The sequence below is a fragment of the Alteromonas sp. S005 genome (genome assembly GCF_036864475.1).
Classification (GTDB): Bacteria; Pseudomonadota; Gammaproteobacteria; order Enterobacterales; family Alteromonadaceae; genus Alteromonas.
In genome coordinates this window covers 24,918-44,494 of the sequence record NZ_JAZETN010000012.1, presented here as the reverse complement: position 1 = coordinate 44,494, position 19,577 = coordinate 24,918, and the positions used below count along the sequence as shown (strand labels likewise).

The following is a 19,577-nucleotide window of genomic DNA, read 5'->3' as shown; positions in this document are numbered from 1 at the left end:
CACACCCGTAATGTAACCGTTTTCATCAGAGGCAATCTATTACATTAAAATTTACTTTTCAATAACAGCAATTTTACAGCACAACCTAAATTGGAGGCAGTATACTCACGTAATTTACACAATTTAAAAAACGCTATAATTCAAAAACTTAACTAAAATCAGCCTTATTAAAAAGGTGGTTTTTCATGCCATCAAAAGGCGGATTAAGCCTAAAAGGCTCCGCGATGAATGGTATTATTTTTAAGACGAAACTACGGAACACTATTCAATTAAAGAAACCGTTATCAGCAACAAAAACCACAACAGCCATCAATAAAGATATATTATTCAATAAGTTAAAATGAAATATAACAACGAAACATAGAAATTATTGAAACCGGTTACATAAATACGCTAAGGTACTCCGCAAATTGTTAAATCAATTTACACAGCATCACAAAAATAAAACGTTCCGGACACCAGTTGGATTTTCAGGACCCATGATGAATAGAAGACAACTTCTTAAAACACTTACCGCTGTAGGGGGCATTGGCGCAACTTCCCTGTTAAGCGGCAATGCCATCGCTGCCGCTCAACACTTCAGAGGCGATGCCACTGCGGCATCACCGGCATTATTGAGCGTCAATGCATTAGAAACCCTGCGCCGGATTTGCGCGCTGACTATTCCTCAAACCAGCACCCCCGGTGCTGCTGAGGTCATGTGTCACCACTTTATCGATCATCAGTTAAGCGTGGTGTACGGCGAAGATGAACAACAGTCAGCTATCGCACTGCTTGCCAGCATTGATAAGAACGCCACATCCTTTGGCGCTAAGCAGTTTTTCCTCTTGAACGAAGCGTCCCAATTGCGCTTGTTAACTGCCCTGGAGAAAGCAGAAGCCCCCTTTTCTGCCGCTCAAAAGGGCACGTTCAAGTTCCTTAAAAGCCTGATCGTGTTTGGTTATTACACATCTCAGCCGGGCGCGACAAAAGAACTGACCTACCTGCCTTTACCCGGCGGTTTCAAGGGCTCGGTGCCACTTGCCTCTGTGGGCAGCGCTTACAGCTCTAAAGCTTATTACTAGCCGGAAGTACCGAAATGAACAAAGAAATGTATATAGATGAATCTTCAGAAGTTTACGATGCCATCGTAATTGGTTCAGGCGTTACCGGAGGCTGGGCGGCAAAAGAGCTGACCGAAAAAGGCATGAAAACGCTTATGATAGAGCGTGGCCGTGTCGTTGAGCACCGCAAAGACTATATCTCAGAAGCCGTACCGCCCTGGGAATATGCCAACCGTACCAAGGTGGCAAAAGAACTTACTGATGAGCAATACAAAATCCAAAAGCAGTGTTACGCCTTCCATGACGGGACAAAACACTTCTTTGGTAACGATAAAGATTATCCTTACAGTACAGAGGAAGGGACGGATTTCAGCTGGATCAGAGCTAATCAGCTGGGGGGTAAATCGTTACTCTGGCACCGTCAGTCATACCGTATGAGTGCCTTCGACTTTGAAGCAAATAAGAAAGATGGCCACGGCAATGACTGGCCCATCCGCTACAAGGATTTAGCGCCCTGGTATGAGTATGTAGAAAAGTTCGTGGGGATCAGCGGAGCTGCGGCGAACCTGCCACAATTGCCGGACAGCGTATTCTTACCGCCGTTTGAAATGACAAAACCCGAGCTGGATTTCACCGCTAAAATGGCGGAAGCAGAGCCGGACAAACCGGTCATCATAAGCCGTTGCGCCCATTTAACAAAGCCTCAGAAAATCCATCTGGAAATGGGCCGTGCACAGTGCATGGCAAGAAACGAATGTCAGAAAGGCTGCTCGCTGGGTGCTTACTTCTCAACACAAAGCGCTACCCTGCCCGCTGCAGCCAAAACAGGTAATCTATACATTGCCCCAAACAGCGTGGTGGAAAGCCTGATATATGATGAGAAAACCAATCGCGTGAAGGGTGTACGTGTTATCGACAACGATACCCTGAAACAGCGGGAATATTACGCCAAAGTGGTGTTCTTATGTGCTTCCACTCTGGGGACCACTCAGATCATGCTGAACAGCACATCTAAACAATTCCCCGACGGTATTGCTAACAGCTCCGGCGTACTTGGCCATTATCTGATGGACCACAATTACAATGCACTGGTAACAGCCAGCATTGACGGCTATGAAGAAGAATATTATTCCGGCCGCAGACCGGCATCGCTGTATATTCCTAACTTCCATTATGAACCCGGCCGCTACCATAAAGACTTCAAACGGGGTTATGCGTTAGCTGGCAGTGCATCCCGTGCTGACTGGCAGTCAATGGGCAGTATGGATGGTTTTGGAAAGTCCTTTAAGTCACTGTTACATAATCCTGGCGGCTGGGGAATTGGCCTGCAGGCGCAGGGTGAAATGCTTCCCCGTCACGATAATCAGGTGGCGCTGCACAGTACCAAAAAAGACAAATGGGGCATTCCTCAGTTAAATATTAACTGCAAGTGGTCAGATAACGAAAACGCCATGATGCAAAGTGCGCTGGAAGTGGCCTCTTCGATGATGGAAAAAGCCGGCTTCAATAATATTGAACAGCGTATTCTGGGTCAGGCGCCGGGCCTGGCTATTCACGAAGTGGGAACAGCCAGAATGGGCCGGGACCCGAAAGATTCCATTTTAAACGGCTATAACCAGGCTCATGACGTACCGAATTTATTTGTTACAGACGGTGCCAGTTTCTGTTCTACTGGCGTGGGAAATCCCTCGTTAACCTTTATGGCAATTACTGCCAGAGCAGTTGATTACGCAGTAAAAGAATTCAAATCAGGACGACTATGATGACTAAAACAATGAAGCGACTCTCTCCAGTAGCACTGGCTATTGGCCTGGGCGCAACGGCATTGCTGGGTGGTTGCAGTGAACAACCCGCTCAGAACAAGCAAACTGCATCTGAACCGGCTGCACAGGTTACAGCCCCGGAGACAGAACAAGCTTTTGTTGCTCCGCAAATCAGCGTGCAACTGTGGTCGGTGAAAGACGCATTGAAAGACGACTTTAAAGGGACGCTGGAAAAGCTTGCAGCTCTTGGCTTTGACGGTGTTGAATTCGCCGGCGACTTCGGTCCCTACGCAGACGATCCTGCCGGTTTGAAAGCGTATCTGTCTTCCGTTGGTTTAACGGCCAGTGGCGCACACGTGCAAACTCCGCAGTTAACGGATAATCTGGAAGACACCGTTGAGTTTTATCAGGCGCTGGGTATTGATGCTCTGATCATTCCCTGGGATGACCGCGCATTTAACGGTGATGATGTTAAAGCATTCGCTGCGGAACTTACTGATTTATCTGAAGCGCTGGCACCATATGGCATGCAGGTTGGTTTTCATAACCATGCTCAGGAATGGGCAAATTACGGCGATACCAGCTATTTTGACTATATTGCCAGTCATACGCCTGAGTCAGTCATTTTGCAGCAGGATGTGGGCTGGACCGTACACGCTGACAAAGACCCAATTGCTTTCGTTCGTCGCTATCCCGGCAGAACATTAACCACTCACTTTAAATCTGATGTGCCGGAAGACAGTGACTTGCTACCCATTATCGGCAAAGACGATATAAGCTGGTCTGCGATTTACCGTGCGACAGTTTTAGATGGTGGTGCTGAATGGATTGTCATTGAGCAGGAAGTCTATCCTGACGGACTTTCTCCTATGGATGCTGTAGCCGCCTCTAAAGCCGGCTTCGACGCTATCATTGCAGAATAATTAAGCGCTGATGCTGTGTTCTCTGCACCTGTGCATTGCTGCGCAGGTGCAGAGAGACATCATGATTTACTTCTTAATTTCCATAATCAGGCCGGAACCGACGCGATGGCTTCCCTGACGGGGGTTTCGCCTTCAGTCAGCTCAATAATTTTACGGCTGATCCCCTCATTTTCGATAATAGCCAGCAGCGTTTCAGCCACATCATCCCTTGAAATATCACCATATTTAATGGCGAGCCCGGCATTTACATTTCCGGTTCCCTCTTCCAGCGTAAGCGTGCCTGGCCGGAGGATGACCCAGTCCAGTTTACTTTGCGCCAGATACACATCTGCCAGACGCTTCACCCGCATGTAGTTTTCAAAGGTTTCTGATATATGTTTGCCCCGGCCAGCGTCCGGGAATGCCGAAACAAGAATGAAACGCTTCACACCGGCAGCCTGCGCGGCATCTACCGATTTTTCCAGTCCCTCACCGTCAACGGCATTCGTTAACTCCACACCGGCACCGGCGGAGAACACCACGGTATCAGCGCCTTTCATTGCTTTAGCTAAGCTGTCGACGCTGGCATCTGTGATACTGAGAAGGCAGGGTTTCCCTCCCAGCCCGTTCAGACTCTCGCTTTGTTCCGGCTTCCGGTGCATGGCCGTGACCTGATGGTCGTTGTCACTTAACCGCTTCACTAAACGTGAACCCACTTTACCTGCTGCACCGACAATAAATACGTTTGCCATGTTTTACTCCTCTTTCAGATTGTCGCCCGGCGAATGTCGCTCAGGCTTGCCCGTTTGGAAGAAGGGCAAAAAAAATCATAATTACAAGCTTGGTACTCAGCGGAGTGAGGCAAGATCAACCGGTGCGGTGCAAGAGTATAAGTAAACAACCACTATTTACTATTCTTTATGACAGCTGGTTTTAATGCTTGTTTCATGCGTTACAGATTCAACAACAGGAGGAAATTACCGAGAGAGTGTCGTCAAGACAAAAAATAGGCTGGCCATTGGCACTGTAAATGTGTTCATGATACGTGAAAAAAAGTGCCTCAACATATAAGTGTTCAAGCTGTATTGGTGGTAGCGCTCTTAAGCGCCAAAATCAAAATCTTTCTGGATTTCATAGTCATCAATCTGCGTGGTATGCAGTGATTCCGTAAGTGGTGGCGCTCTGCATGATAAGGTTTGTCAGAGTCTTTTAGGTGCTCGGCTAAAAGAGGACTGTTCTTTCCGCGTCTCGACGCCGTGACCTCTGCGCGTACATTAGCATTGGGAGCGAATACCCCGTAAAAACGGGGGAGGTTGAGTCTAGGTGGTGGTACCAATGCTGCCAGCTTACCAATGAAGTCAATCGACGAAAAAAATGAGTGGTTCCGTCTTTGTAGGGCGTCTTGAGTTCATATCTGACGTTACCAGTGGAGGTGAGGCTTAGTCGTTTTTCACTGAGAGCAGGCCTTGCGATATATCGGCAAAGACGCTCTAGCTTATCGCTTTGATGGGTGTCAGCGAACACTCCCGCATGTAAACTAAATCCGTTTATTTTTGCCAATTGCCCATAGTTATCTTCATCTTTTGCAAGCAACGTTTGCAGCGAAAATACTTTCTTGCCTATACCTTTGCCCACAGCAATGCGATAGTTCACTGAGGAAGCTTGTAAGTGCAAAAGTCCATCTTCGTCTTCTAGCGGAAAAGCCAAAAAAGCCCTGTCTACATCTCGCTCAATTAACCCTGCCTTTTCCAAGTATGCGGCAATTCTGTGACTGATGACATGAACAAGATGCTCCATATCGGTGTGACTCGGGGCTTTAACCCGACTGAACTTAATTTTTGCATCTGCTTGGGTGATGGCGCCTTCTAAAAAGAGCATGTTTAACAATCAAACCAATACACAATCCTAGCGACACAACCTAGTAAATATATGGCCGCAGAAAGGTGCTCGAACATGGTAAAAAAGCGTCCAATTTACTCCTGCCAGCCAGCGAAGTATTCGAGTAAAAAATCGATAGCCAACCTCGCTCTTAATGGCAGGAAATGCCGGTTTTGGTACACAATCCAGCTACTATTGCCACTGCCCCAATAGGGTTCAAGTATCGGTACTAAACGCCCAGAAGAAATAGCATCGTTAAAGCTACTCTTTGGCAAATAGGCAATACCTAAACCTTCGGTACAGGCTTGCAGAACCGTGTGGACATTATTACTTTTCCATCGACCTTGTACCTTCACTCCGTCTAACAGCTGTCCGTCTTTCTCAAACAGCCAAACGTCTTTGTTTGTGATGATGCAGCTGTGATGTTTAAGCTGCTCCGGGTGCGTTGGTAAGCCATGTTCGTCAATATAGCTCTGACTTGCAGCCGCTGCCATTGGACGGTCTACCAGCTTTCTTGCGATTAAACCCGAATCACTGAGCCTTCCATAACGAATCGCAAAATCAAAGCCGTCTTCAATAAAGTTAACCATGCTGGTGTTGAAGTTAATCTCTACCGTGAGATTGGGGTGTTGTTTACCAAACGCCATCAAAGCGGGAGCGACATGATTTTCAGAAAATGCACCTGCAGCACTGACTCTTAGTACGCCGCTTAATTGTGTCTGCCGTGTGGTTAAGGTCTCATTTGCTTGCTGAAGCCCAATCACTAACTCCTTACACTGTTGGTAATACGCCTGCCCAGCCTCAGTCAAACTCACCATTCTTGTTGAACGCGCTAGAAGAGCGACACCTAACCGCTCTTCTAACCTCGTGACTTGGCGACTCACGTGACTGGTGCTGCATCCCAACTGTTTTGCCGCGGCAGAAAACCCTTTGCTCTCCGCAACCGTAACAAACTCATTAATACCCTCGAAACTTTCCATAACCACCTTTGCTATTTAGCAATAATGTTTTGCAGATTAAGCTTATTATCAACCATATGTTTAGCAATTAGTATGAAGGTATTCAACAAATACACACCACCTTAAAAGGACACCATCATGAAGAAAGTACTGATTATCGTTACAAACCACGCAACACTAGGTGAAACTGACCAAGCAAACGGAACTTACGCGCCAGAGCTAACGCATGCCTTGAGCGAATTATTGGATGCCGGCTTTGATTACGACTTAGCTTCTATCAAAGGTGGCCAGGCTCCTCTATACGGAACAGACATCGAAGGCGATGCAGTAAACGCAAAAATCTTGGCGGATGATGATTTCCAAAACCGCGTGAACAACACCATTCCTGTATCGCAAATCAATGGAGATCACTACGATGCTATCTTCTACCCAGGTGGCTTTGGTCTGCTTTCAGATCTAGCAAACAACGAAGACTTCGCTAAGATCTCGGCAAAGCACTATGAAGATGGCGGTATTGTCGCAGCAGTTTGTCATGGCCCGGGTGCCCTACTACCAATTACGCTGAGCAATGGTGAGAAGCTGCTTGCATCTAAGTCAGTGACTGGTTTTACTCGCGAAGAAGAGATTGATTTTGGCACCATCAACGACATCCCATTCTTATTGGAAGAATCTTTGGCTCGTGGCGCAGCGCGTTACTCGAAAGTGCAGCCATGGCAAGAGCTTATCATCGTCGATGACCGCGTCATCACAGGTCAAAACCCGACGAGCGCTCATGGTGTAGGCAAAGCTATCGTTGATCTTCTGAAGTAAAGATTAACTTCAAACCGAATAAAAAAGGAAAGCATGTTTGGTACTGCTTTCCTTTTTCTTTATCTCAGGACTCGTTTGTTCACCGTGTCTGCAGGCGGATAACCGAAGGCTTTGAGTAAAATTAAAACAACCACTATTTACTATTCTTTATGGCAGCTGGTTTTAATGCTTGTTTCATGCGTTACAGATTCAACAACAGGAGGAAATTACCGAGAGAGTGTCGTCAAGACAAAAAATAGGCAGGCCATTGGTACTGTAAATGTGTTCATGATACGTGAAAAAAAGTACCTCAACATATAAGTGTTCAAGCTGTATTGGTGGTAGCGCTCTTAAGCGCCAAAATCAAAATCTTTCTGGATTTCATAGTCATCAATCTGCGTGGTATGCAGTGATTCTGTGAGTGGTGGCGCTCTGCATGAGTTGCCAGTAATCACAGACTACGCGCAGAAATCCATGCTCAAGTCGACCACACTTGAGAAACTCTTCAAACTCTTTGAACACATGGTATGGCAATGGCTTTCCCTGAAATTGCATCATCTCTGCGAAGGCAGGGTAATGTTTCTCAACAAGCTGATAGAGCAATGTTTGCTCTGGACGGTGGCGTTGATAGGTGCGTTGTTCAGCAGCTAACATCAGCATCCTTGCTAATGTAAAAGTCTGTAGTGTGCCTTGTTGGGCTAGTAAGTAAACTGACCAGAGTGACAGAAATTGGCAGTGGATCGTGGTTATCTGAACGACCGGTATACGATCAGATAGCTAGTCTACAACGGAGGCTCCTCTAACGTTTGCTTCTCGCTCATGGGTGCCATTACATTTTGAATCGGCCAACTTCCGCTTTGCGCACAAAGCAGAAGTAGGTAGTCAATAATCTGTACTTCAGCGCCTAATATTTAAATGCTTGTCGAGTTATGGTGGAAGCTCCAGTCCAACGAGCCGGGTATGGGTTACGTAACTCAGCGATGAAGGTCAACATTCACGCATGATAATGCTTGTTATCATGCGTGAACTTATTATATTTCAGTCACTTAGCTATTGAGATACCATCCCTAATTCTTTTTCCCAATCTTTGCGTACCTTTTCAGCACATTTAATGGCAACCTCTCTGGTTCTGCTATTCGCTCTGGTCGGGTTGTCTTTGTACATAAACTTCTTTTTGGTATTACGCCATTTAACTGGATGGTATGCAACAATATAGGTTCTCTCGTATACAGACCCATTTTTATGATTTTCAACTGTTCTCACTTCAGATAAACCTGTGATCAGGTCTGACTTTGTCGCATCTGCCTTTTTTTGCCGAACCCAGTTTTTATCGGCGCCAATTAACTCTGCGTCGTTATCTCTTTGTTTCTGAGCAGCAACAAGCGAAGCTTCTTTCGAACCATAGTCTTTATCTAAAAAACGACCATATATGTATGCTTCTCCCTTTGACCTGGGAAGCGCTACGCGAAGCGTCCAACCATTTCCAAGCCTCGTTAAGTATTTCATTGCTTCATCGCGCTTCGGCATTGATGTATGACCTATTACTGATGACATCTTAAACATTTAATTGTTAAGTTCGATATAACGTGTTTATCACTTAAATGCATGTTTACACTATTTAATATGTTTATGGTTTTCCTTGCAATCTGCAATTTCAATTGAGAGTGTGGTACTTTATTTTAGAAAACATTACATGAGAAAGGATGCCATGAAGAACACTGCCCTAGTCACGATATTTTTACTTCTACTAACTGGGTGTTTCGGCCCAACCACGCTCGATACCACGTCACAAGAAACCATAAAGAGTTCTGCTCAAAGCATTACTGCTGACATGACGGAACAGGAGCAGGCTGAATTTGCCAAAGCCCTAATGTACTACTCACTCGGAGGACAAAACGCATGGTCTTCTATGGTTGGCTCATTTGATAGCAAAAACGACGGTGCTAGCCCTGAAACGCTCATATCTATTAACCTTCAATCTCTCGATGGCCTTACCGGGCAAGAAGTGATCGAAAAATACCGCGAAGCTCTGGCGAAGGATAAAGAACTTAGAGAGCGCAAGCGAGCGGAAAGAGAAGCCAAGCAAGCTAAAGCTCGCGAAGAGCAAGAAACCATCCGCAAACTCAGTGATGAAGCAAAAGCCCTGCTAGAAAGTAAACGCTTTCAAGACGCAATAGAGAAATATCGCACATTAAGCGAAATAGATTCGGCAAAAGAGTTAGCCACGAATGGGATTACTAATACGCAAACTGCGCTTAACGAGTTTACCGAAAAAATGGAATACATGAATAAAGTGGCAATAACGGAATTTGAAGCAAAGCGTATTGATACCTACTCTGATAAAGGTGTTCCTGCTATTCGCGTATCTTTAAAGAACAATGGTGAACGCTCGCTGGATAAAGTCAAAGTCACTGTGTATTTTCAAGACAAAAACAATAGCACTATTTACGAAGAAAGCTTTCATCCAGTACTTGTTAGCCGCTTTTCAATAAGGGATAACAAACCTCTTAAAGCGGGTTATATCTACGAAATGGAAGACGGAAAATACTTCACTGTGAAATCGAAGCTCTCTGAGTGGGATGAGAGTAAAACAATAATCAAAATCGTTGACTTGGCTTTCTCTAATTAATATGAAAATGAACACTGAACAACGGTTACCATACTTTTTATCTGTTCTGATGCTAACTTGCATATTAGCAGGATGTTCTGAGCCCCAGCGTAAATTTACAGAAAGCGATTTTAATAATGCTACGCTATTTTTCTGTCAAAAACCCAATTTCACCTCTAGCCCATTGCAGGGTAATTCATACGTGCTCTACTACGATCAAGAAACGCAATTGGGAAATATAGGACAGTTCGTTTACATGGGTGAGTATGAATGGGCTGAAGAGGTTGAGGAAGCAAATTCTTACAGTACCTATAAAGCAATATTGTCAGACAACAGTGTCATGCTGTATCTGGACCATAAGAGTGAAGATAAGACTCTCCATATTGTTATTGATAGAAAAACCTTAGACGTTAAATTCGATTATAAACCCATGAAGTGTAACGAAGTTGATACAGAAGAACTCAAAAGCATAAAAGCACGATTGGTTAGCGAACACGTTAGGTACACAGACAATAACGATAGGGAAAACAGGTTATAAAGTCGTAGCCTGAACATCTTGGTGAAGTTTACGAGAATGAGAATGTCCTAAGTAAAATAAAAAAAGAATGATGTTCTCAATCGTTGGAAGGACCGCACATATATATTGTGTCAAAAGTTGGGATGGATAAACTCATGAGAAACCACCTCTTTACGTTTAGCTTATTCATAATGGGAATTATGTTGAGTAGTTGTGCACATTATCAACCCAGAATCTTTGTTCCAACTCTCAACGTTTCTTCTATAAAAAATCCACTTTATGCAAGTTTTTATGGTACATCCACTTTACTCATTTCTGATACCACCAGCTCGATTCTTATAGATGGCTTCTTTTCTAGGCAAGGCATTGTAGAGTCAATAGTCAACCGAATGAAGACAAGCGATGAAGCAATAAAAGTGATAAAAGTGATAAAAGATAAGAATATTGATGCTGTATTAGTTTCACATTCACATTTTGACCACGCTAAAGATGCTGCTGTAGTAGCAAATATCAAAGGAGCTAGATTACTAGCTTCGAAAAGAACCTTGGAGATATATAACAACGATGTTGAACGACCAATTAATGGAAAGAACTCGACAAAGGTTGGTGACTTCAAAGTTACATTTATCGAATCTAAGCATGCACACAAAAGCTTTGCAAAAAAACTGTTAGAAAGGCTCTTTCTTTTTGTCGCCGGTGGTTACGAATATAGTAATGCAGGAGATGTTTACAGTTACTATATTGAGCACCCAAAGTCTAATATTTTGGTTGTGCCTAGTGCAGACTTTCCAGATAAATGGGCCCAGATTAATGAGAAAACTGCCTCCATTGTTTTCTTAGGTATTGGTTTGTTGGGTGAGCGCGATTGTCCACTTCCCCTTTAATGAGACAGTGCTGAATTAGAATTTTCTAATTTTGCTCGGTAAGCTGCCGGAGGCAGGTTACCCAGACTTTCATGTGTTCTTTCTTCGTTATAATCAAGTCGCCAGAACCAAGCCATTTCTCTTACCTGATTGAGATTTTCAAACAAGTAAGCATCAAGGAACTCTCTGCGGAATGAACCGTTAAAGCGTTCAACAAAGCCATTTTGCTGTGGCTTACCTGGCTGGATATACACGAGTTCTATATCATTGGTTTCACACCAATCCATCAGCGTCGCCGAAATTAGTTCTGGGCCATTATCCATACGCAGCTGAGTGGGTAATCCACGCTCAGCTTTAAGTTGTTCTAGCACGCGTACGACACGGCCAGCTGGCAAAGACGTATCGACTTCAATAGCAAGGCACTCCCGCGTGCCTTCATCCACCACATTCAGTGTTCTGAACCGTTTGCCGCAATATAATGTGTCATGCATAAAGTCCAACGCCCATTGATGGTTTGCCTGATCCAGCACTTCTAGTGGCTGGGCTATTCGTTTGGGCAGTACCCGTTTAGTTCTGCGCCTCAGATTCAATCCCATCTGGCAGTAAACGCGATAGACGCGCTTGTGGTTGAAGGGAAAGCCTTTGAACCGCATTCGACCAAAACACTTCCAGAAGCCTGCTCGTGGCGACTTCTCCAAGACCGCATTGATAGCATCAATGACAGCAGCATCCGCTTTACGCCAGTCTCGTTCAGGACGGTAAAAAGTCGCACGGCCAATACCTACGAAGAGGCAGGCTTTTACGACGCTTAGCCCCGCATCAACCAGTATGCTGACGCATTCTCGTTTCTCTGCTGTCACCAACCCTTTTTTGCGACAAGTTCCTTAATGGCATTGTTTTCCAAGCTAACATCGGCAAACATTTTTTTGAGCTTGGCATTTTCTTCTTCAAGCTCTTTTAGTCGCTTGACGTCTGAGGCTTCCATACCGCCGTATTTGGACTTCCAATTGTAATAGGTTGCACTGCTGATACCGTGTTGACGGCATACTTCCTCAACTTTCATACCAGCATCAACTTCCTTTAACACCCCAATGATCTGAGATTCTGTGTAGCGTGATTTTTTCATAGTCGTCTCCTGCGTTAATCATTGCAGAAAACTCCAATTATGTCTGTCTCAGTTTAGGGGAAGTGGACAGTAGGTCACTTAGGCTTTTATGTGTTTCCTCTTTTTTATAATTCAGCTGCTAGAACCAAGCCATTTTGCTATGGCTTAGTTATCTGTATATATAGTAGCTCTATGTTATTGGTCTCACATCAATTAGTCTGCATCGCCGAAATTAGCTATGAGCCATTATCTATGTGAAACCGCGTTGGTAGCGCAAGCTCAGCATTAATCCGTTCTAAAACGCGTACGACGTTTATTTAACAGACTAAACAACTTCAATAGCAAGACACTGTGTCACACCTTTATCCACTACATTCGGCGTTCTGTACCGTTTATCGTAATATAAAATGTATGCTTAAAGGCCGACGACCATAGATAGTTTATCTAACCCAGTACATTTAATGAATAGGCTATTCGTTTAGGCAGACTCTGTTTTGTTTTAACCTCAGACTGGCTCAGCGATGACACCTGTATCAATTCCTTTTAACACCCCGATGATCTGAGATGATGTGTATCGAGATTTTTTATATTCATCTCTTGCATCAATACTTACAGAAAAACTTCAATTAAGCCTGTTTCAATGGAGCTGGGATTGATATTGGGTCTTCTATATTTATTAGGGGATGTCTACACGAGTTTAACAAATAGTAATTGGTCTGTGAGCAATATCTCAACATATCTTATGCGTTTTGATAAGGGTTCAAACAAGAACTCCATATTGCCTTTAGTTTACATTTTTTCAAAGATACAGGGACTAAAAGCATTGGGTTTGTTTCCCAAATAGCAGTCATGTTTTTGGATCTACAAGATGCGTAGAAAGACTCTGTCATTAAAAGTTAAGATCTTTCCTAAGAAATTTCATATAAAACACAAATTGTGATTGGGTTTACCCCCTCTACCCTTTTCTCTTTGTTATAACTCTTTCTAATGTGCAGAGTTTTGGACTGTTTCAAGCATGGTTGGATGTAATATATCTTCAATGAACCCTGATTTTTATGAATGGCTTGCTTTATTATTAACTACTCATGGATGGAAACACTTTATTTTACATAACAATAAATGAAGACAAGTGGCTTTATTATTAATTAATAAAACTAAAAAAAGCCCTCTATTTTGCTGATCTGACGATATTTTTAGAACGTCATCGTTAAAACGTATTGTACCTGAGTGTATTTTTTTTCAATCATTGAATTTCAGGTATGAGAAATCTCCAGAACGTAGGGCCTGGATAATGAAACTATATTTGAAACGTTAGTGACCTTACGTTTTTTTCATTGCTGCTAGATATGCAGCATGCTCGGCTGGTGATGCACCTTTGTCTAGCCTTTTCAACAACGCTGGCTTCTGTGAGGCGATGGGAGTATTGCAACCAAATAGTTTTGTTTTGAGTAGCTTGTATCCTGCCCTTACTTTTTCAGGTATCTTGATATGAGTAAACACAATACGCCTTCCATCGGGCTTCATTGTAATTAGCCCTAGTTGAGCAAGAGTGTTTATGATGCGTCTTATGGTGTTCCTTGAGAACTGCAACATTGCAGAGAGGTATGGTACGGTTAATGATAATGCTGATTTGGCAAACTTTTCTCTAAATTTTACTTTGTTGTGCAAAAAGCCATGGAGCACCAGAGCTTTATGTAGATGCCGAGACTGGTTACGCTTCCACTTCTCCCCTTTCGATTTAGCTTGTAGCGCTGTTACATAGACTTTGAAAAAAACGTTTTTCAGGGATCCATGTTTGCAATTACTTTTTGTTCTCAAGCCGACAAGGATATAAGAGAGTTCGGAAGAAAACTCTTGTGCATATTCGTCACTACCAATTTCTAAATGGTGTGCGATGTCATCGTAGTAGCGATATCTAAGATCTTTAGACGGGCTTTCTGGCTTCTCTACTTTTGATAAAAAATTCTTTTCAACGAGGCTATTGATTGTTGCTCTGATTGTGTTCGAAGAGTAACCGAGTTGATTGCAGAGGCTAGCTGTGGAGCGCTTGAATATACTTCCCTTAGATTTGTCACACGCAAAATATGACACAAAAGAGAAAACATACGCTTCTGTTTCATTGAGGTGTTCAAAGAGCCCAGTGCTCATGAATACAAATGTTGTATTTTTGTTCATCTTTTTACCAACAAATCGAGTTATTGTTGATAAAAAACGCCCTAACAGTTGACGTGATCGGTCAATCCGCTAGAATTGGATGTGTAACTCGTTCGACAAAGTTACATCCTAAGACCCGTGTAGTGCGCCAACACTTCACGGGTTTTGTCTTTATAGCGCTTCTTATCTTTCCAAAGTATTTTGTGCAGCTCTTCAATGAGCAAGTTAAAGATTTAATAAAAAATAAGAGAATGTCTTTAACAGGTGTAATCTTTATATGAAAGGTGTTAGAGATCAAGTTGGATCGTGATCTAAAATGGATCTTTTTATAGATTCGATCCGAAGCCTAATTTATTGATTTTAATTGCTATAGATTCGATCCAGAAAATTCGTAACATCAAATTGAAGTTATTTTTGATTATTGAAATGGCTCAAGATATGTAATGCAGACATATCTCTTCTGAAGGCGATTACCGAAGATCCATGTTCTGGTGAATAACCTATATTTATCAGGTAGCCTTGAACCGTGGCGCGTCCGTATTCAACAACTAATTCCCCTTTTCTTGGTTCTGATAAATGGCATGTCTCAACGACTTGAACGATCTTCTTTTTTACAGCGTCATGAATTTTAGCTTTATATTCAGGATCCGCATTCGTAAGTACCATATTTGAAAACTTTCGTTTAAATTCGCTTAGGCTGGATGAAGGCGCTACCGACTCACGAAGTTCATTCCATGTGTATATCTGTTGTGCTTGCCGGCCAGTAATAAGGTGTTCCCTCGCCCATAGACCAAATAGAATTTCAATTTCGTTTTTGGTCGCAAAGATATCACTGTCGATTAGCAACATTTCGTCTAGTGATCTTTCGTCACGCACAGCGGCAATTATATTCTTAACAGTTGAACGCGGAAACTGAACGACTGCAGCTTTCTTTTCAACCCCTCTATCGTCCTCATATGTAACAAGGGCTTCAAGTCTGAACAACTTGTAGTACATCTCAATGTCTTTGATTGTATCGTGGTCTTGACCGTACAAATCCCGCATATCAAATGTAGTTGCAGATATTCGCTGCAGTGATTGAACCGCATTATTCATATAACCACCAGCTGATGCATCTGAAAGAGGTATATCCTTTGCCATCGATATAAGTGGCTCAAGTGGTAGTGTGAAAGTTTCCCCAATAGTATCGGCTTGTTCAACTCGCTCCGAAATATGATTGATAAGCCAAGTTATGGCGCCAGCGTAATAGCTCATATCTGGAAGGTAGATAAGACGTCCCTCTTCTGCTCGCGCAGTAATAGATATTGGCTTTATTCGACCGTCTTCCTTCAACTTTACATTTATCGTTCCAGCCTTATCTTTACGGTTGGTTCGCATGGCTTTGACGAGGTATCTCACAATTTGTAGCTCAAGAAAGCGAGTCTTATCGTCGTATCGATCGATATTTATCGTTTCGACGGTATTAGATGACACCAGTTGATAGTTATCTGCATCTATGGTTGATGAATGGTCTGATGCAGCGATATCGTGTCCTTCAGGTATCGCAAGAGTAAAAAGTTTTCCTCTTCTACGCCGTATTGGGTCAGTTGTGATGAATTCGCTTCTTATGAGACTAACTTTTTCTAGGATTACCAAATGGTGTCGAATGTTTGATACTTTTCTATTTATACGTTGTGCAAGGTACTCGAAACTTGCTATGCGCTCGTCGATATCTTGCAATGCAATGAAGACGTCAGAAATAACAGCAATTGTGGTTGGTGAAACTGATAATGCACCACATAGTCTGAGGTAAACTTTTAAATCTAGCGATTCGGGAGCGTCAACTAGCGGTGCTTTAAATCCATATTTTTCTGATAAGTCAAAAAGCTCTCGCACGATATTTCCCCCGATGTTATAGATTATAGTTGTTTTGGAGATTCGATCCAAAGGTTATCTGACTATCGATTTTAAGTCCACTTTAAAGGTAATAATCAATCAAAGGTTTACCCAAGATAATTTCTTGTGGTTTATTTTCCTTACACACTTTATGAACCAGGTTCACGTGAACCTTATAGACAATAATGCCGCCTAACCCTAAGCCAGCAGGGGCTTTCAGGCAGTTGATAATTATTTAGTTAAATAGTCCATTAACTAATGTTTCTACTATCGACTGAATGAGCTATTGGAGATCGCTTTCGTACAATCTTGAATTAGCCTCCCCTATCGATCACTATTTTTTGTTTCCTTACTTTTAATTTTTCCAATTAGGTTCATATGAACCTAGTAGTCAGATAAACCCTGCAGGCCCAAGCTAATAAAGGCTTTACGGTAATTTTTAATTAATAAATTAAATATGCCCTTCTGGACTAACAATGGAATTGTTTAAAGATTCGATCCGAGACATTGAATGTTTAGCATGTCAGACTGAAATTGTGTGCTAAAACGAGGTTGAAATTTTGAATACAAACGAAATGTACAATGGAATGCGAGTGCTCTCTAGTTACCATAGAAAAGGAGGCGTTGGAAAAACGTTTCTAGCGTCAACAATTGCATATCTATTAGCAACGGGTGGTCCAAATGGTAAAGGAAAGAAGCGACGTGTTTTGGTGCTTGATTACGATTCACAGCAGGACTCATCAAAAGCTTTCTTAAAAATGGATGCTATTCCAGGCGATGATGAATATGCAGCGCCACTACACCCAGAGTTGGAAGAGATTGACGATCCAGAATGGAGTGGCCGAAATACTTCCACTGATATTTTGTTTGATTCACCAGTATATGAATATCCGACAGCTTTTGAAAATATCAAAGTTTTACCCTCGGAGGGCAACGTCGACCGTGTATTAGCTCTGACACCGCAATCGGATAGACTGGTTTCAAAAATTTCGACACACATGCGCGACTGGTTTTCTATACCAGAACTGGCTGAAGATTACGACATAGTGATTGTTGATAACCCTCCAAGTAAATCGCCTGTAAGTGCTGGTATGTTGGGGGCCGCTACTCACGTAATAATTCCGACAGAACCTGAATACGACTCTATAGATGGTGTGCCTATGTTACTAAATCGGGTAGACCGTATAAATGAGGACAGACAGAATTCACCACTGAAAATTGTAGGAGTTGTTCCAAACAAAGTTCCAAGCAAATCGCGACTTACTCAGAAAGATGAAGTAGCACTAGCAAAGCTTTACGACAAAAATGGTCCAACTGGAAAGCATATGACGCGCTTTTGGCTTCAACAACGTAATTGCTATCGAGTTATGGAACGCCCTTCTGTTGATGAGTCACATTTTAACTATGTACATAATCACCATGCACAATCTGAAATGCAAAAGCTTTATGAATTGATTGAAGAAAGTTTATGGGGGAGTGAACAATGAATAGTCCTAAAAGGTCAAGACGAAGAACTGTCGGGAAAAACAACACACAAGAAGACTTGATTAGTAAATTTGAGTCAGGTGAAGGTGTCTCTAAAAAATCTCAACAGATGTTGGATGACCTCAAGGAAAGAGACAAAACAAAAGAGAGTGAGGTACATGACGACCCGATATTTAAGACATCTTCTGAATTAGACAGGGTGCTGGTGGATTACATTCAACCCCAGCCAGACAACTCACGATATTTACCCGTTACGTTTGCACAAAAATCAGATGAAGAGTCTATAGCCGCTTTGGATAATTGCGTTGTCTGTGAAAAGGGGGTTCTTGAAAATCGTTTGTCAAAAGATAATCCTCGTTTCGACACCGTCAATCAGGAGATTGAAGAGATAATAAACCTTGCTGAAACACTGAAACATAGTGAATTGGTTCATCCGATTTCAGTATGGCGTAAGAATATGACTGACTACCCGATTGTCGCCGGTCATAGACGTTTCTATGCAATTCGCTTCCTCTATGGTGGTTTGATAAAGGTTAAGGTTAAAATTTATGCTGAAAAACCAAAAAATCTGAATGTGCTCCGTCACATTGAGAACTTTTCACGCTCAGACCTTACTCCACCTGATGCGTTAAACAGTTATGCGAAGGCTGTACGTGAACTAGAAAGCTTGGAACGTTCAAAAATGAAGACTGAACGGATTTCCTTAGTCACGTCATATTTGGGTATCAGTCGTACATCGTATTTCCGTTATGACAAACTTTATGAGCATTTTGATATTGTCCACAACCTGCTTGAAAACAAAGTAGTAACAAGTCTTGTCGCGCTTTACGAGGAAATAAAAAAAGCCGAGGAGTGTAAGGATGCAGAGCGCTACTTAAAAATGCTATCCGATGAGGGGAGGTTTATAAAGTATCTGCCAATTGATACTCCCAAAAAGCCTGGTAGAGCGAAGCAGTACATTACGATGCCAAAGGTAAAAGTGACGCAAACTTCAGCAATTCGTCGTTTATTAACGGAGGATGTCACAAAACTCAATGTGGGTATTGATTGGGAAAAAGTAAACTTTGACGACGCAGTGGCTGTCGAAAAAGTATTGAAGTCTTTGCTCGCTTCATTGTCAAAATAGCATGTTTTTGGTTCACGTGAACTTAGATATGAAAATAACGCCGCAGGTCAATATTGGTAATAGCCAGCGGCTTTGTTCAATTTTAAAAATTAAATAGGGGAGGGCGGTAAAGATTTTATATTAATGTTATATTCGATCCAGTGTTTTAGTCCATCAGTTGTACTCAAGTTTTAATCATCCATTTAAACCGATAACATACAAATACCAGTAAAGCATTACGAACTGGATAATTAACGTGTTAATTGTTCATCGAAACGTTGACGTAGAAAAACACTGTATTGGTAACGCACTTTATGAATGAGTCACCAGTTTAAGTTAACTCTCACTAACGTCATTACGATAATACATGGACGGTAAATAAAGCGTTGTTTTGAGGATCGTACGGTCTTTACAAAGTATGGTTTATTTATTTTGATACAAGTTATCTTATTGCATTTTTCCTGTCAGAATGGTCTGTTTACACTTACTCCTTTATCTATTCTCTAAAGGTACTTTTCTGCCTCATAGCGT

General features: G+C 42.5%; 15 protein-coding genes and 2 pseudogenes. 9 read left to right on the top strand and 8 right to left on the bottom strand.

What is annotated here, in order from left to right:
- Positions 1–479: 479 nt before the first annotated feature.
- From V7R55_RS13860 to V7R55_RS13850, 3 genes are read left to right on the top strand one after another with little or no spacing between them, the layout of a single operon-like run.
- Positions 480–1,064 carry a gluconate 2-dehydrogenase subunit 3 family protein gene (locus V7R55_RS13860; protein ID WP_334059963.1) on the top strand — a complete coding sequence of 195 codons (585 nt, stop codon included), beginning with the start codon at positions 480–482 and terminating at the stop codon, positions 1,062–1,064.
- 14 nt (positions 1,065–1,078) lie between these two features.
- Positions 1,079–2,806, top strand: coding sequence for a GMC oxidoreductase (locus tag V7R55_RS13855; protein WP_273025170.1), 1,728 nt, complete (start codon positions 1,079–1,081; stop codon positions 2,804–2,806).
- Positions 2,803–3,729, top strand: coding sequence for a sugar phosphate isomerase/epimerase family protein (locus V7R55_RS13850; protein WP_239241724.1), 927 nt, complete (start codon positions 2,803–2,805; stop codon positions 3,727–3,729). Before V7R55_RS13855 ends, V7R55_RS13850 begins: the two co-directional genes overlap by 4 nt.
- A gap of 86 nt (positions 3,730–3,815) precedes the next feature.
- Here V7R55_RS13850 and V7R55_RS13845 read toward each other — a convergent pair whose 3' ends face one another.
- The 3 genes and pseudogenes from V7R55_RS13845 to V7R55_RS13835 form a co-directional block, all read right to left on the bottom strand.
- Positions 3,816–4,460: an SDR family oxidoreductase gene (locus tag V7R55_RS13845; RefSeq protein ID WP_239241723.1), complete on the bottom strand. Its 645-nt coding sequence runs from the start codon at positions 4,458–4,460 to the stop codon at positions 3,816–3,818.
- 323 nt (positions 4,461–4,783) lie between these two features.
- A pseudogene (locus tag V7R55_RS13840) lies at positions 4,784–5,586 on the bottom strand (transposase).
- A gap of 95 nt (positions 5,587–5,681) precedes the next feature.
- A complete protein-coding gene (locus V7R55_RS13835; RefSeq protein ID WP_239241721.1) occupies positions 5,682–6,566 on the bottom strand; it encodes a LysR family transcriptional regulator in 885 nt (294 codons plus the stop codon).
- A 117-nt stretch (positions 6,567–6,683) separates the two neighbouring features.
- On the opposite strand from V7R55_RS13835, the gene V7R55_RS13830 reads away from it, so the two are divergent.
- Positions 6,684–7,355: a type 1 glutamine amidotransferase domain-containing protein gene (locus V7R55_RS13830; protein ID WP_239241720.1), complete on the top strand. Its 672-nt coding sequence runs from the start codon at positions 6,684–6,686 to the stop codon at positions 7,353–7,355.
- Positions 7,356–7,784: 429 nt separating this feature from the next.
- Here the strand turns inward: V7R55_RS13830 and V7R55_RS13825 are convergent.
- Both V7R55_RS13825 and V7R55_RS13820 read right to left on the bottom strand, forming a co-directional pair.
- Positions 7,785–7,988: pseudogene (locus tag V7R55_RS13825) on the bottom strand (IS91 family transposase); the annotation flags it as partial.
- Between the two features lie 396 nt (positions 7,989–8,384).
- Positions 8,385–8,888 carry a hypothetical protein gene (locus tag V7R55_RS13820; protein WP_334059962.1) on the bottom strand — a complete coding sequence of 168 codons (504 nt, stop codon included), beginning with the start codon at positions 8,886–8,888 and terminating at the stop codon, positions 8,385–8,387.
- A gap of 139 nt (positions 8,889–9,027) precedes the next feature.
- Here V7R55_RS13820 and V7R55_RS13815 point away from each other — a divergent pair, with 139 nt between their 5' ends.
- From V7R55_RS13815 to V7R55_RS13805, 3 genes are all read left to right on the top strand, one after another.
- Complete coding sequence (locus tag V7R55_RS13815; RefSeq protein WP_334059961.1) at positions 9,028–9,963, top strand: DUF6694 family lipoprotein; 936 nt, start codon at positions 9,028–9,030, stop codon at positions 9,961–9,963.
- Between the two features lie 181 nt (positions 9,964–10,144).
- Complete coding sequence (locus tag V7R55_RS13810) at positions 10,145–10,480, top strand: hypothetical protein (protein ID WP_334059960.1); 336 nt, start codon at positions 10,145–10,147, stop codon at positions 10,478–10,480.
- Between the two features lie 134 nt (positions 10,481–10,614).
- A complete protein-coding gene (locus V7R55_RS13805) occupies positions 10,615–11,343 on the top strand; it encodes an MBL fold metallo-hydrolase (protein WP_334059959.1) in 729 nt (242 codons plus the stop codon).
- Here V7R55_RS13805 and V7R55_RS13800 read toward each other — a convergent pair.
- The 3 genes from V7R55_RS13800 to V7R55_RS13790 form a co-directional block, all read right to left on the bottom strand.
- A protein-coding gene (locus tag V7R55_RS13800; protein ID WP_334059958.1) for an IS3 family transposase occupies positions 11,340–12,448 on the bottom strand; the annotation gives its coding sequence in 2 pieces (ribosomal slippage) (positions 11,340–12,196 and positions 12,196–12,448; 1,110 coding nt in all). The genes V7R55_RS13805 and V7R55_RS13800 overlap by 4 nt on opposite strands.
- A gap of 1,299 nt (positions 12,449–13,747) precedes the next feature.
- Positions 13,748–14,602: a hypothetical protein gene (locus V7R55_RS13795; RefSeq protein WP_334059957.1), complete on the bottom strand. Its 855-nt coding sequence runs from the start codon at positions 14,600–14,602 to the stop codon at positions 13,748–13,750.
- Positions 14,603–14,989: 387 nt separating this feature from the next.
- Positions 14,990–16,456 carry a hypothetical protein gene (locus V7R55_RS13790; protein WP_334059956.1) on the bottom strand — a complete coding sequence of 489 codons (1,467 nt, stop codon included), beginning with the start codon at positions 16,454–16,456 and terminating at the stop codon, positions 14,990–14,992.
- A gap of 593 nt (positions 16,457–17,049) precedes the next feature.
- On the opposite strand from V7R55_RS13790, the gene V7R55_RS13785 reads away from it, so the two are divergent.
- On the top strand, positions 17,050–17,943 hold the full coding sequence (locus tag V7R55_RS13785) for a ParA family protein (RefSeq protein ID WP_334059955.1): 894 nt from the start codon (positions 17,050–17,052) through the stop codon (positions 17,941–17,943).
- Positions 17,940–19,067, top strand: a complete 1,128-nt coding sequence (locus V7R55_RS13780) for a ParB/RepB/Spo0J family partition protein (RefSeq protein WP_334059954.1) — start codon at positions 17,940–17,942, stop codon at positions 19,065–19,067. The genes V7R55_RS13785 and V7R55_RS13780 overlap by 4 nt, the downstream gene beginning before the upstream one ends.
- Positions 19,068–19,577: the final 510 nt, after the last annotated feature.

Bases quoted from the DNA above. Each gene is read 5' to 3' on its own strand.
- V7R55_RS13860 (WP_334059963.1), top strand. From the start codon at position 480: ATGATGAATAGAAGACAACTTCTTAAAACACTTACCGCTGTAGGGGGC.
- V7R55_RS13855 (WP_273025170.1), top strand. From the start codon at position 1,079: ATGAACAAAGAAATGTATATAGATGAATCTTCAGAAGTTTACGATGCC.
- V7R55_RS13850 (WP_239241724.1), top strand. From the start codon at position 2,803: ATGATGACTAAAACAATGAAGCGACTCTCTCCAGTAGCACTGGCTATT.
- V7R55_RS13845 (WP_239241723.1), bottom strand. From the start codon at position 4,460: ATGGCAAACGTATTTATTGTCGGTGCAGCAGGTAAAGTGGGTTCACGT.
- V7R55_RS13835 (WP_239241721.1), bottom strand. From the start codon at position 6,566: ATGGAAAGTTTCGAGGGTATTAATGAGTTTGTTACGGTTGCGGAGAGC.
- V7R55_RS13830 (WP_239241720.1), top strand. From the start codon at position 6,684: ATGAAGAAAGTACTGATTATCGTTACAAACCACGCAACACTAGGTGAA.
- V7R55_RS13820 (WP_334059962.1), bottom strand. From the start codon at position 8,888: ATGTCATCAGTAATAGGTCATACATCAATGCCGAAGCGCGATGAAGCA.
- V7R55_RS13815 (WP_334059961.1), top strand. From the start codon at position 9,028: ATGAGAAAGGATGCCATGAAGAACACTGCCCTAGTCACGATATTTTTA.
- V7R55_RS13805 (WP_334059959.1), top strand. From the start codon at position 10,615: ATGAGAAACCACCTCTTTACGTTTAGCTTATTCATAATGGGAATTATG.
- V7R55_RS13795 (WP_334059957.1), bottom strand. From the start codon at position 14,602: ATGAACAAAAATACAACATTTGTATTCATGAGCACTGGGCTCTTTGAA.
- V7R55_RS13780 (WP_334059954.1), top strand. From the start codon at position 17,940: ATGAATAGTCCTAAAAGGTCAAGACGAAGAACTGTCGGGAAAAACAAC.